This is a genomic window from Granulicella sp. L46 (assembly GCF_009765785.1).
Classification (GTDB): Bacteria; Acidobacteriota; Terriglobia; order Terriglobales; family Acidobacteriaceae; genus Granulicella.
Window position 1 is genome coordinate 532,252 of sequence record NZ_LMUT01000025.1, and the last position, 11,994, is coordinate 544,245.

Sequence of the window (11,994 nt, forward strand, 5' to 3'; positions counted from 1 at the left end):
TCAATCGATCAACATCGCCTGCTTTAGTTTCTTCGACAGCACATCTTGCTCACGAACGTTGTCTGTCATCGCAAGGGCGCGTTGAAGCTCTTCGCGAGCTTCGGCATATTGTCCCAGCTTCATAAGCAAATCCCCCCTGACGCTCGGTAGCAGGTGATAGTTGGCCAGCGCGGGCTCAGCCGCGAGAGCATCCAGCGCATGGAGTCCAGCGGCCGGTCCATGTGCCATTCCGAGGGCTACCGCGCGGTTCAGCGCCACGATCGGTGACGGGCTGACCTGAAGCAGTGCGTCATACAGAAGCACGATCCGCTCCCAGTCGGTCTCCATCACGGTGTCGGCTCGCGCGTGACAAGCTGCAATCGCCGCCTGCAAGGCGTAGCTGCGGGCGCCGCCACTCAGCTGCTGCGCGCGCTGGAGCGCAGCCATTCCTCGCTCAATCTGTGCGTGGTCCCACAGAGAACGGTCCTGTTCCGGCAAAAGCACGGCTTCTCCCGTCGGACCGCGACGCGCTGCCGTACGCGACGCTTGCAGCTCCATCAGCGCCAGCAGACCATGGACTTCCGACTCTTCGGGAAGAAGCCCCATCAGCATGCGTCCAAGGCGGAGCGCATCCTCACAGAGTGCTGCTCGCATCCACTCCTCTCCAGACGTCGCGGTGTATCCCTCGTTGAAGATGAGATAGACCACAGAGAGCACCGACTCGAGCCGCTGCTTTAGCTCATCACCGCGCGGAGCCTCAAAGGGAACATGAGCTTCGGACAGTATCTTCTTGGCCCGAAAGATGCGTTGGCCTAGCGTCTTCTCCGGCACCAGGAAAGACCGGGCAATCTCGGCCGTTGTGAGGCCGCAGGCCAGGCGCAGCGTGAGTGCGACGCGGCCGTCGATGGTCAGCACCGGATGGCACGCGGTAAAGATGAGGCGGAGGACGTCATCATCAATGACCTGGTCCAAAGCTTGATCCATTGCTTCACCGAGCCGCTGCTGCTGGAATTCCAGTTCTCGCGCAATCTCTCCATGCTTTAGTTCCAGCATCCGACCGCGGCGCAAAGAGTCGATGGCCCGCCGCTTCGCTGCTGTCATAAGCCATGCTGCTGGCTTTTCCGGAATCCCTTCTTCTGGCCACCTCTCAAGCGCCGCAACCAGCGCATCCTGCGCCAGTTCCTCCGCAATGCCAATGTCGCGGGTAACGCGCGCAATTCCCGCGATCAGTCGCGTCGACTCGATCTTCCACACCGCCTCAATCGCTTTGTGAATGTCGATCGTTTTGTTAATCTCGCTCATGCCCTTACAGCAGCCGCGTTCGGAGGCCCTTCAAAGCCTCCCGCCGGCTTCTGCACGCCTCCACGAAAATCGTCCCTCTCGTAGATCTGGCGCACTTCGACAATCTCGCCGTTGGCCATCGGTGCTCGCCTGGCCCATTCGATCGCTTCTTCTCGCGAGCGCACCTGGATGATCCAGTAACCGCCGATAGCCTCTTTACCCTCCTCAGCGAACGGCCCATCTGTAACCGTTGCCTTGCCGTCTGAGTAGGAAACACGTGCCCCGGTTGAAGGGGGGAGAAGCCCATCGAGCCCGAGCAGTATGCCGGCTTTCTGTAGGCTCCTGTTGTACTCCATCATCCCGGCCACCACTTCCGCGCCAGCGGCTGCGTCCGCAGCTGCCGTTTCATACCCTTTAGGGATCACCACCATCATGAAGCGCATCAATGGCTCCTTCATCATCGATTCCAGCCAACTTCGGCTGTTCTATTAATACGTCGAATAGGTTGCGCCAATTTCTACCACGAACGATAGAAACCTCCGACCCACCGGAGGGAGCGGCTCCCATTGCGCAAACATGGGGAATGTCACTTTCGAACTGTTCTGTAGATGGAGTAAGCGCAATGCCTACATATAGATAACCCCTTCAATGTGACCTCTGAAGGGGCTGAAGGGGAAAATGGTCGGGACGACTAGATTCGAACTAGCGACCTCACCCACCCCAAGGGTGCGCTCTACCAGGCTGAGCCACGTCCCGACTTGTTACGATTGCCGCTCGCACCTCAAAGGGCCAGCAGCTGGGGTACCTTCAGTCTACACCAACCCGACGTGCTTCTCTTGCTTGCGAAGGTGCGTCCCGAAACCGGGCTAAGTACGCCTCTGAGTAACCCGAAACCGGGCTAAACACGCTCGAAACGCACCCGAATTCAGCCGCTTTACGTCGTTGGCGCGACGTACTCCTTGGGCAGTTCGCCCCCGGCGCCGAAGAAAAACTCGTTCATCTGCTCCACTAAAAACTCCTGCGCCTCGCGCGTCCAGGGCTGAAGACGATACTCATTCAACAGCATCTTCTGCCGCTCCACCCACTCGCCCCAAGCCTTTTTGGACACATTCTTATAGATCTTCTGGCCAAAATCCGTATCAAACGGCGGTTCGTCCAACCCCTCCATCTCAGCCTTATATTTCGTGCAGAACACCATGTGCGCCATCGTTAAGCTCCTTTTCCTGCCAAATCCAAGATCTACAGTTTACCCGACCCGGAGCTTTCTATAATCCTTGCGATGGCCCATGAATCCCCCAACCGCGCTCTATCTCCCCAACAACGCATTGACGCGTTGCGCGAAGAGCTCCGTCACCACGAGTATCTGTATTACGTACAGGACGCACCGGAGTGGACCGACGCCCAGTACGACGCGCGCATGAACCAGCTTCGGGCTTTGGAAGGTGAGCATCCAGAACTCCTCACTTCGGACTCGCCAACCCAACGTGTAGGCGGCAAGCCGAAGGAAGGATTTTCCAAGGTCGCGCACTCGCGGCCTATGCTGTCGCTTGATAACGCGTACAACGAAGACGAGCTGCGGGCTTGGGCGGAGCGCGTAGTGGGTGGTCTCGCGTTGGCGGAGAGTGTGCGCTATGTGTGCGAGCTCAAGCTGGATGGACTGTCGCTCGCGCTGCAGTATGAGGCTGGTGCGCGCGGTGTGGCGACGTTGAAGACGGGTGTCACGCGCGGCGATGGGACGATTGGTGAGGATGTGACGAGCAATGTACGGACTATCCGGAGTGTTCCGCTGCATGTGTCGGCGAAGAAACTGGAACAGGCTGGATTGCCCGCGGAGTTCGAGGTTCGAGGTGAGGTGGTGCTGCCGCAGAAGGCGTTTGAGCGGATGAATGAGGACCGCGTAGCGCAGGGATTGGCACCGGCGGCGAACCCACGGAATGCGGCAGCGGGCACAATTCGTACGCTCGAGCCAAATATCGTGGCGCAGAGGCGACTGGAGCTGTTTGCCTATTTTCTGTTGCGTGGAGCGAGTGCAGGTGAGGCGGCCGGAGAACCACTGCTTGCTTCGCAGAGTGCGTCGCTGCAGGCATTGCGCGATGCAGGCTTTCTCGTAAATCCGCATGCCAAAACTGTCGACTCGATCGACGAAGTGTTGAAGTTCATTGCGGAGGCTGATGCGATGCGCGACAACCTGCCCTATGAAATCGATGGTGTAGTGATCAAGGTGGATGCGATCTCTCAACAGAAGCGGCTTGGCTTTACGGGCAAGGCTCCGCGGTGGGCGATCGCGTACAAGTTTCCGGCGCGCGCGGGCATCACGAAACTGGAAGGCGTTCTCTTCCAGGTAGGCCGGACGGGCAAGGTTACGCCTGTCGCGGCATTGGCACCGGTGTTCATTGGTGGAACAACTGTGACGCGCGCGACGCTGCACAATCCGGATGAGGTCGTTCGGCTGGGCGTCAGGATTGGTGATTTCGTGTCGGTCGAGCGCGGTGGCGATGTGATTCCCAAGATCACCGAAGTCGTCACCGATGCGAAACATCCGCGCGGCGAGACGGAGATTGTGTTTCCCACGCATTGTCCGCGCTGCGGTGAGGAGTTGGTGCGCGAGCCCGGCGAAGTAGATCTGCGGTGCGTAAATGTGAGTTGTCCAGCGCGGCTGGAAGAGGAACTTCGCCACTTCGCTTCCCGCGGTGTGATGAATATTGAAGGCCTTGGCGAGGCGATGGTGGCGCAGTTGCTCGGGCACACGCTGGAGGAGCAGGCTGAACACGCTGTCGAAGCGCCCGCTGAAGATCCAGCCGAAGAGCCCACTCGCAAGGCGCTGGTGCACTCAATCGCAGATCTGTATGACTCCCAAAAGGTGAATCGTGAGACGCTGCTGACGCTCGAACGCGTGGGGGAAAAGACGGCCGATGCTTTGCTCGAGCAGATCGAACGCTCGAAGAAGCAGCCGCTGCAGCGGGTGCTGCTCGGGCTCGGGATCCGTCACGTTGGCGAGCGGACGGCGCAGGCGCTGGCGGAAGAATTTGGGTCGATCGACGCTCTGATTGTTGCGACTGAAGAAGAGTTGACCCGCGTCAACGATATTGGGCCTAAGGTGGCCGCGACGGTCCGCGAGTTCTTTTCCAACGAGCGCAATCTCGCCCTGGTGGAACGCCTGCGCGGGTACGGCCTGACGTTTACCGCCGAGCGCAAGGTGCGGGGAACGGCACTGACGGGGCTTACCTTTGTGCTGACTGGAACGCTGCCCACGCTAACGCGTGATGAGGCTAAGGAGCGGATCGAGGCCGCGGGTGGAAAGGTGTCGGGATCGGTGAGTAAGAAGACTGATTATGTAGTGGCGGGCGAAGAGGCTGGATCAAAGTTGGAGAAGGCGCAGCAGTTGGGTGTCGCCGTGGTGGATGAGGCTGGGCTGCTCGTGCTTCTGGGGTAGGTACCCCCCCTCCCCTACTTTCACTTTTCCGCTAGCGAACTCTATTAGAATGAGCGAGTTGACGAGTGAAAGCAGCTTTCAACCCGCTCATTCTAAACGGGTTACGCGTATGATATTCTCCCCATTGGAGTTAGGGGGCCAAATGTGAAAGCTGGGGCTGTTCGCCCCCGCCGCCTTATCGGAGCGGAGGCTTTGATCCAGGGAGAGGGTCCCGTGGTTAAGGTGGGAGGCTCTAGTTAAATTGTAGCGAGTTGGTGGGGGTGATTATGCCAAGTTTTGGAAATATATATCGCTAGTGTTTATAGGGTGTTTGGCGTTTCTGATGGTGTTTAGGGGGTTGACAGGTTTTGCGCGAGCGGTGGGTGTCGGGTTGGCGCCGTTTGGAACCCACCTGGGGAAATCGTCGTATCCTGCTCGGAATGCTTTCTGCCAAGCCAACGACCTCTCTGCGCCGAGATGTGTTTGTCCTCAGCGCGCTTTCCTCCCTGCTGCTCTTTGCCCATTTTCTTATGGGCAATGGCTACGGATTTCATCGCGATGAACTGCAGTTTCTGGATGATGCGCGGCATCTGCAGTGGGGATTCGTGGCGTATCCGCCGATGACGTCGTTCTTTGGGCGGGTGGCGATTGCGTTGTTTGGGATTTCGGTCCAGGCGTTCCGGCTACCGGCGGCGATAGTGAATGCGGTTTCGCTGGTGTTGGCGGGGTTGATGGCGCGCGAACTTGGTGGCGGGCGGGCAGCGCAGGTGGGAACGCTGCTACTTAGCTTTCCGTTGGCCCTGACGATCAGTTCATTGATGCAGTACGTCACCTTCGACATGCTGGCGTGGTCGGTGCTGATTCTTTCTACGGCGCATGTGCTGCGGACCGGGGATGAGCGATTCTGGATGGGGGCGGGGCTAGGGGTCGGGCTGGGCGTGCTCTCGAAGTATGCGATTGCGTTTCCGCTGGCGAGCCTGCTGGCAGGGATTGTGCTGTTGCCGTCGCAGCGGCGGCATTTGAAGAGCTGGTGGTTCTGGATGGGAGCGCTGGTGGCGGTGGTGGTTGCGGCGCCGAATTTAATTTGGTTGGCCCGGCATCACTTCATCACCCTGCAGATGGAGCACTATGTCCATGTGCGGGATGTGCGGATAGGTCGAGCAAAGGGGTTCTTTACCGACCAGATCAGGTTCACCATGTTTGGGCTGCCGTTCGCGGTGGGTGGGTTGATTGCCCTGCTGCGGAGCTCGCGGTTTCGACTGATGAGTGCGTTTTATCTTGGACCGATTGTGCTGCTGGCACTGGCGAAGGGTCGAGGATATTACATGCTGCCGGCGTATCCGTTGGTGTATGCGGCGGGAGCGGTCGGGCTGGAGAGTTGGCTGGCGGGGCGGGCGGCTTTCCGACATGCGAAGGCGGTGCGGGGGACGGTGTATGTGGCCGTGGTGGCGGCGGTGTTGCTCGAGGTTGGAGCTGTGGCGTGGGCAACTCTGCCGATATGGCGGCCGGGATCGGCGGCGTGGAACTGGCAGATGAAGAACAACGACGATCTAGCGAATGAGGTTGGCTGGCCGGAGCTGGTGGCGGAGGTTGCGGCGGCGCGGGATGGGTTGCCGGCGGCTGAGCGTGCCAACTACGCGGTGCTGGGGGAGAACTATGGAGCGGCAGGGGCGGTCGCGCTATACGGGCCAAAGTATGGGCTGCCGGTGCCGATTGCTACGGTGAATGATTTTTATGATCGCGGGTGGGGGCCGTTCGAGCCGGAGACGTTGATTATTGTGGGTGGGCGGCTGGAGGAGGAGAGCCACTTCTTCGAGAGCTGCTCGGTGGCGGGGATGGTTCATCTGCCGTATGACGTGCGGAATGAGGAGTCGGTGGATCATCCGCAGATTTTGGTTTGTCATCATCTGAAGGAGCCGTGGCCAGCGGTGTGGGGACGCTCGCGAGACTTCGGCTGAGGTCCTGCACGAACGGCGAATTGCTTCGCGCGGTGCTACAAAGACGGGGTGCGGCTTTGCTTGTTGGTAAAGGCTAGCCAAAGGAGCGCTGTGGCTAGATAGGCGGCGTAGAGGTAAGGGAAATAACGCAGGGGCGCCGGCGGAACGGGATAGAAGTTGCTGGCCATCGCCAGCAGCATCGCCAGCGTGGCGACGCTAGTTAATAGAATGTAGCCAAAACTTAGCCGCCGGGAATGTTGAAGGTGGAACGCGAGGGCTACCGCTACCAGCCCATAAGCCGTGAGGAAGCCATAGACGGCGAGCGTGCCCATCCAGCCGTAGATGTCTGCACCGCTGGTGCCGTGCAGAGCAAGTCCGGCAGCCGGAAGGAATGCAAGCAAGGCAGCCAGGATGCTGGCTTCGCCGGGGGTTTCGTGTGTGGTGTTGGTGTGGGTGAGGCGCTGGGGTGCGAGGCCGTGATGGGCCATGAGAAGCAGGACTCGGGATGCCGCGATGACGCAGGCGAGCGTGGCGGCGAACATGCTGATCAGGACGCCGATGTCGATGATGGGGCCGAGGAAGGGAATGCCTGCCTGGGTGCTGAGATAGCGGAAGGGGTTGGAGCTATCTCCGAGGGCGATAGAGGAATTGCGGAAGCCGAGGACTTCTCCATAGCCGGCCACGACGAAGAAGACGCCGGCGAGGATTGCGGATTGGATGACGGCTCGGGGGATGGAGCGGAGTGGGTTGCGGGCTTCCGAGCCGAGAGTCGTGGCAGATTCGAATCCAACAAAGCTGAAGATGGCGAGCATTACGCCGAGGCCGATGCCGCGGGGCGACATGGTGGCGAGATGAAGCTGAGGGTGGTCGAAGTGGAAGCCGTGGCGGAGGAGGAGGGCGACGGTGACGATCGCGATGAGGGTGACGGAGATGCCCTCTATATAGAGCATCAGGCGCGCCGAGACTTTAACGTCGTGATAGGCGACGAAACCGGCGATCGCAGCGGCGACGATGACGAGGACGATTGCAGGGATGTGTGGAACGCCGAAGCGGGCATGGAGTGGGTTTAGGAAGATGTAGGCGAAGGCGACGAAGCCCCCGATGACTGCGGAGGCGGTGGTGATGTAGGCGAAGAAGAGTGCAAGCGCCGTGATGGAGGAGAAGATCGGCGGAAGCGACCTGCGCGTGTAGCTGTAGAGCGAGCCGGGAGAAGAAGACTCGCGGGCAAAGGCGGCGATGCAGAAGCCGACGAGAATCATTAGGCCCATCGCGATCAGGTAGGCAATCGCGGTGCCCTGGCCGGCGAGGACGAAGACAAGGGGGATCGTGAGTTGCGGGGAGGTGCTGGGAGCGATGGTGGAGACGGACTGCGCGAGGGTTTCGAGGGGCGAGAGAGCGTTGTGGCGGAGCCCGAACGACTCGGCCGCCGCTAGCTTGGCTCCGTCGTAGGAAGGATGCTCGGGCGGGGGTGCGGTTGTATCCTGGTGCATCTTCACCTCGGGCTAAGCAGAGTCGTTTGCTGTTCCGGCGGAAGATGCGCGCATGCCGGTGAGATTTAGAGAAAGCAAAAGGGGACGACTCCAGCTTAGCCCAGATGGAAACGCAGACAGACTAGAAGGCGAGGCGCGCGACGGGAATGTGGGGGCGCAGATACTTCCAGACCTCGATGGCAATATCCAAAAGCATGAAGAGCATCGCGATCTTGAAGCTGACGCCGATCCAGTGGTTGACGATGGCTAGTGTGTGCAGGTCCGTGCCGGGGCCGGTCGCGACAATGTAGGTCCCGGCGGATACCAGCCAGCCGATGAGCACGACGCCGAACACCTTGGACGTGAGATCGAGTGGGGTCCGCCAACGTCCGACGCCTTCAAAGAGGTTTGCGATCTTGATCCCGAGTTGGACTAACAGCAGGAACCACAACGCTACATAAAACGTGTGCCACACGGGTGCCCAGCCGACCTGAAGACGCGCGACGAAGGAATACCCAGGTCCAAATAGCAGGTAAGGATGACGCGGGACCTCGATCACATAAGCCATCCATAGGCAGTGGAATGCCAAATCGGCGACGCGGCTGACGAGCGATCTCCGCTTCTTGGCGTCCTGAGGCTTGACGGGCGGAAGTTTGGCTGGGCTCCACTCGTCCAGGTGCCACTTCTTGCCGCAACTCTCGTGCGTGCGCTCGAGGATAGCGAAGATGATCGTCATGACACCCAACCAGAGAAAGAGCACCGGAATGAGCTGGAAAGTGCTGTCGACAAGGCCTCCTGCTATGGACCCTATGCCGTTTCGTGTGGCCGCGATCTTGACGAAGTTTGCGACGTAATAGATCGCCACAACGAAGGGGAGGACGCGGCGCATCGTGAGCAGGTAGAAGGGAAAGATCGACGGTCCGATCAGGTAGCGTTGCGGCTGATACCGCATTGCGACGACTTCGGGGCGGCCGTGAGCCTTGAGGATGGCGGCCAACTCGGGTTCGGTGAGAGGGCGGTCCAGCTCTTCTTCCCGGTCGTCGATTTGGGCGGTGAGGTTCGCGCGCAATTCGTTGAGAACGTCCTCGCGGTTGGCGGGGGGAAGAGACTGGCCGATGGCCTGGAGGTAGCGCTCGAGGAGGTCGATGGTGGTGTTGGTGTTCATGAGATTACCTCTGCGTGGGAGTTCTGGAGGATGTTGTTGACGGAGCCGTTGATGCTGTTCCACTCGGCGAGCAGCTGGGTGAGGATCGTTTCGCCTTGGGGGGAGAGCTTGTAGAAGCGCTTGTTGCGCTTGTCCTCTTCGCGCCACTGGCTGGTCAGGAGCTGCTGGGTTTCCAGGCGGCGCAGTAGGGGGTAGAGGGTGCTTTCTTCGATCGCCAAACCCTGGTCGGCGAGGGCTTTGCGGAGGGTGTAACCGTAGTGCTCCGTCTTTAATTGCGCCAAGACAGCCACGATCAGGCAGCCGCGGCGCAGTTCAAGGCGGAGGGAATCGAAGATCTGTGAGTCGGGAGTCGAGTTAGAGCTGGTATCCATACTGTATGTCAACTACTGTATGGCGCATAGTGTGTGATGTCAAGTACTAATTTTGACCTGCAAAACCTCGCTGTAACGGGCTCGCTCTCAGGAATCGATCACCTCACGATTCATCGTCTTTTATTCGCTGGGCTTGACTAGATGCGCTAAGCTGAACGCGGACGCGGGTGGGTTGACGCGGACTGGAGCAAATGTGAGTCAGGTAGTCTTCGTCCTGGAAGATGATTCGGACATCAGGCGGCTGGTGCAGTATCAGCTGGAGGGCGCTGGATACGTGGTGCGAGCGTATCCGGCAGTGGGATCGATTGTGCAGGATGCGGAGCGGCAGCGGCCGGCGCTGTTTCTGCTCGATATTATGGTGCCGGGCGGCGACGGGCTCGATCTCTGCCGGCGGCTGCGGCTGAATCCCACGCTCGCCAGCGTGCCTATCATCTTCTTGACCGCCCGCGCGGGCGAGAACGATCGCGTTCACGGTCTTGAGCTGGGAGCGGACGACTACATCACCAAGCCGTTTGCAATGCGCGAACTGCTGGCGCGGGTGAAAGCTGTTCTGCGACGGTTCGAGCGCCCTACCGAGACTCAGGGAGCATCCTCCGTCTTGAATATCGATACCCTTGAGATTGATGGAAACTCCATGCAGCTTCGCGTGAATAACGAGCTCGTGACCACGACGGCGACAGAGTTTCGGCTGCTGGACTATCTTGCCCGGCATCCAGGGCGGGTATTCAGCCGCGACCATCTGCTGGATGCGGTGTGGGGCGATGCTCGGTTTGTGACGCCGCGAAGTGTGGACGTATATGTGCGGCGAATTCGGGAGAAGATCGAGGTTGATCCTGAGACGCCGCGTTTCCTCAAGACGATGCGCGGAGCTGGCTACCGGTTTGATCTTCCCAAGGCGAAGGAAGCTTCCATCGGGAGTGCGGTGGGCGCGGCAACCGAGTAGTCTGCTCGCATGGGATCGTGGCTGCGAAAGAGCTTGTACCTGGCGCTATTTTGGCGCATCGCGGTAGGAATCGCGGTGATGGCTGCGGCCACTCTGCTGCTTCCTCGCTGGTGGATGGTGATTGGCACCGGCTTCCTCGTGGCGCTGTGGATCGCTGCGTGGGGTACCAGCGTTGTCACCACTGCTATCGAAGTGATTGAGCCTGCCGCAGCGTCGGTCGCCGGCCGGGATTCGCGCTGGCCAGACGCTCCCTTTCGGCAAATGGAGCCTCTGTTGCAGGCGCTCCATCTGTCCGCGGCCGAGGTGGTTCGACAGCTCGAGGCCAGCTCCGAGAGCCGTCGCAAGCTCGAAGCGTTGTTGGATTCCATGCAGGACGCCGTGACCAGCGTCGACGGAGCCGGCCGAATCGTGTGGGCGAACGTGCCCATGCAGAGGCTGGTGGCCGAGTCGTCGGGAAGTGTGCGCGCGGGGCACTCCCTGGTGCAGACGATTCGCTCCCCCGAGATCCTCGAGTGCGTCCAGGAGGCGCTCGAAAAGCGCGAGTATGTCGAGATGCGGCCCGTATCCATGCCGATGGGCAGAATCTTTGCGGTCAGTGCTGCGCCCATGCCCGAAGGCGGCGCGGTCGTCGTGATGCAGGACATTACCCACGTGGAGCAGGTGGAACGCACGCAGAGAGAGTTTGTAGCGAATGTCTCGCACGAGTTGCGAACACCGCTGACGTCCATCTCGGGATATGTCGAGACATTGCTTGAGGATGAGCGGACGGGTCTATTCTTCACGCCACAGGTAAGAGAATTTCTGGAGGCCATCTATAAGAGTGCGAAGCGGATGGGCCGGCTGACCGATGATCTGCTGGCGATGGCGCGCGTGGACTCTGGGGAGCAGAAGCTGCGCCCGCAACCGGTCGAGGTGGGCGTCCTGATCCAGGAAGCTGAGGACGCGGTGACGGCGTTGGCTCGGGAGAAGCATGGTGTGCTGGAGATCGGCGAGTTTCCGAACGTGGAAGTGATCGCGGACCTCGATGCGATTGTCCAGGTACTCAGCAACCTGATCGAGAATGCGCTGAACTATGGAGTAAGTCCTGTCAGTGCGGGACAGGCGCTCCCCGGCCAGCCGCTGGATGGGGCGTTGGTCGTGCTGAGTGCGGCCATCCTGGAGGGATCGCAGGACGTAAGGTTCTGCGTCGAAGATTTCGGTGCGGGAATAGCCTCGGAACATTTGAGCCGCCTGTTTGAGCGGTTTTATCGGGTGGACAAGACTCGCTCCCGAGAGTCGGGTGGGACGGGGTTGGGGCTCTCGATTGCGAAGCATATTGTGGAGTCGCACAAGGGTCGAATGTGGGTTGAGAGCGAGCTTGGCCGGGGCAGCCGCTTCTGTTTTACGCTCCCACAGATGCTCTATCCAGTGCCGGCAGTCCCGGTCTAATCGGTCATG

Annotated in this window: 10 protein-coding genes and 1 tRNA gene; 4 read left to right on the forward strand and 7 right to left on the reverse strand. The window is 60.0% G+C overall.

Annotated features, from left to right (window positions below):
* From GSQ80_RS22185 to GSQ80_RS22200, 4 genes are all read right to left on the reverse strand, one after another.
* Positions 1 to 1,281, reverse strand: a complete 1,281-nt coding sequence (locus tag GSQ80_RS22185; protein WP_158789803.1) for an RNA polymerase sigma factor — start codon at positions 1,279 to 1,281, stop codon at positions 1 to 3.
* Positions 1,278 to 1,703: a YciI family protein gene (locus GSQ80_RS22190; RefSeq protein WP_158789804.1), complete on the reverse strand. Its 426-nt coding sequence runs from the start codon at positions 1,701 to 1,703 to the stop codon at positions 1,278 to 1,280. Before GSQ80_RS22190 ends, GSQ80_RS22185 begins: the two co-directional genes overlap by 4 nt.
* A 236-nt stretch (positions 1,704 to 1,939) precedes the next feature.
* A tRNA-Pro gene (locus GSQ80_RS22195) sits at positions 1,940 to 2,016 on the reverse strand.
* Between the two features lie 178 nt (positions 2,017 to 2,194).
* Positions 2,195 to 2,467, reverse strand: coding sequence for an oxidative damage protection protein (locus GSQ80_RS22200; RefSeq protein ID WP_158789805.1), 273 nt, complete (start codon positions 2,465 to 2,467; stop codon positions 2,195 to 2,197).
* A 72-nt stretch (positions 2,468 to 2,539) separates the two neighbouring features.
* Between GSQ80_RS22200 and ligA the strand changes: the two genes are divergently transcribed.
* Positions 2,540 to 4,693 (forward strand): NAD-dependent DNA ligase LigA, encoded by a 2,154-nt coding sequence (gene ligA / locus GSQ80_RS22205; protein WP_158789806.1) that lies wholly within the window; start codon positions 2,540 to 2,542, stop codon positions 4,691 to 4,693.
* Between the two features lie 419 nt (positions 4,694 to 5,112).
* A complete protein-coding gene (locus GSQ80_RS23715) occupies positions 5,113 to 6,630 on the forward strand; it encodes a glycosyltransferase family 39 protein (protein WP_158789807.1) in 1,518 nt (505 codons plus the stop codon).
* 35 nt (positions 6,631 to 6,665) lie between these two features.
* Here GSQ80_RS23715 and GSQ80_RS22215 read toward each other — a convergent pair whose 3' ends face one another.
* From GSQ80_RS22215 to GSQ80_RS22225, 3 genes are all read right to left on the reverse strand, one after another.
* Positions 6,666 to 8,099: an APC family permease gene (locus GSQ80_RS22215; RefSeq protein WP_158789808.1), complete on the reverse strand. Its 1,434-nt coding sequence runs from the start codon at positions 8,097 to 8,099 to the stop codon at positions 6,666 to 6,668.
* Between the two features lie 121 nt (positions 8,100 to 8,220).
* Positions 8,221 to 9,243 (reverse strand): hypothetical protein, encoded by a 1,023-nt coding sequence (locus GSQ80_RS22220; RefSeq protein ID WP_158789809.1) that lies wholly within the window; start codon positions 9,241 to 9,243, stop codon positions 8,221 to 8,223.
* Entirely contained in the window at positions 9,240 to 9,614 is a 375-nt protein-coding gene (locus tag GSQ80_RS22225; protein ID WP_158789810.1) for a PadR family transcriptional regulator, read from the reverse strand. The genes GSQ80_RS22220 and GSQ80_RS22225 overlap by 4 nt, the downstream gene beginning before the upstream one ends.
* Positions 9,615 to 9,807: 193 nt before the next feature.
* Here GSQ80_RS22225 and GSQ80_RS22230 point away from each other — a divergent pair, with 193 nt between their 5' ends.
* Positions 9,808 to 10,557 (forward strand): winged helix-turn-helix domain-containing protein, encoded by a 750-nt coding sequence (locus GSQ80_RS22230; protein WP_158789811.1) that lies wholly within the window; start codon positions 9,808 to 9,810, stop codon positions 10,555 to 10,557.
* 9 nt (positions 10,558 to 10,566) lie between these two features.
* Positions 10,567 to 11,985, forward strand: a complete 1,419-nt coding sequence (locus tag GSQ80_RS22235; protein WP_254059861.1) for a cell wall metabolism sensor histidine kinase WalK — start codon at positions 10,567 to 10,569, stop codon at positions 11,983 to 11,985.
* Positions 11,986 to 11,994: the final 9 nt, after the last annotated feature.

What these genes read in the sequence shown, in the direction of transcription:
- GSQ80_RS22225 (WP_158789810.1), bottom strand. Translation starts at nt 9,614, where the DNA reads ATGGATACCAGCTCTAACTCGACTCCCGACTCACAGATCTTCGATTCC.
- GSQ80_RS22235 (WP_254059861.1), top strand. Translation starts at nt 10,567, where the DNA reads ATGGGATCGTGGCTGCGAAAGAGCTTGTACCTGGCGCTATTTTGGCGC.
- GSQ80_RS22215 (WP_158789808.1), bottom strand. Translation starts at nt 8,099, where the DNA reads ATGCACCAGGATACAACCGCACCCCCGCCCGAGCATCCTTCCTACGAC.
- GSQ80_RS22200 (WP_158789805.1), bottom strand. Translation starts at nt 2,467, where the DNA reads ATGGCGCACATGGTGTTCTGCACGAAATATAAGGCTGAGATGGAGGGG.
- GSQ80_RS22220 (WP_158789809.1), bottom strand. Translation starts at nt 9,243, where the DNA reads ATGAACACCAACACCACCATCGACCTCCTCGAGCGCTACCTCCAGGCC.
- GSQ80_RS22190 (WP_158789804.1), bottom strand. Translation starts at nt 1,703, where the DNA reads ATGCGCTTCATGATGGTGGTGATCCCTAAAGGGTATGAAACGGCAGCT.
- GSQ80_RS23715 (WP_158789807.1), top strand. Translation starts at nt 5,113, where the DNA reads ATGCTTTCTGCCAAGCCAACGACCTCTCTGCGCCGAGATGTGTTTGTC.
- ligA (WP_158789806.1), top strand. Translation starts at nt 2,540, where the DNA reads ATGGCCCATGAATCCCCCAACCGCGCTCTATCTCCCCAACAACGCATT.
- GSQ80_RS22185 (WP_158789803.1), bottom strand. Translation starts at nt 1,281, where the DNA reads ATGAGCGAGATTAACAAAACGATCGACATTCACAAAGCGATTGAGGCG.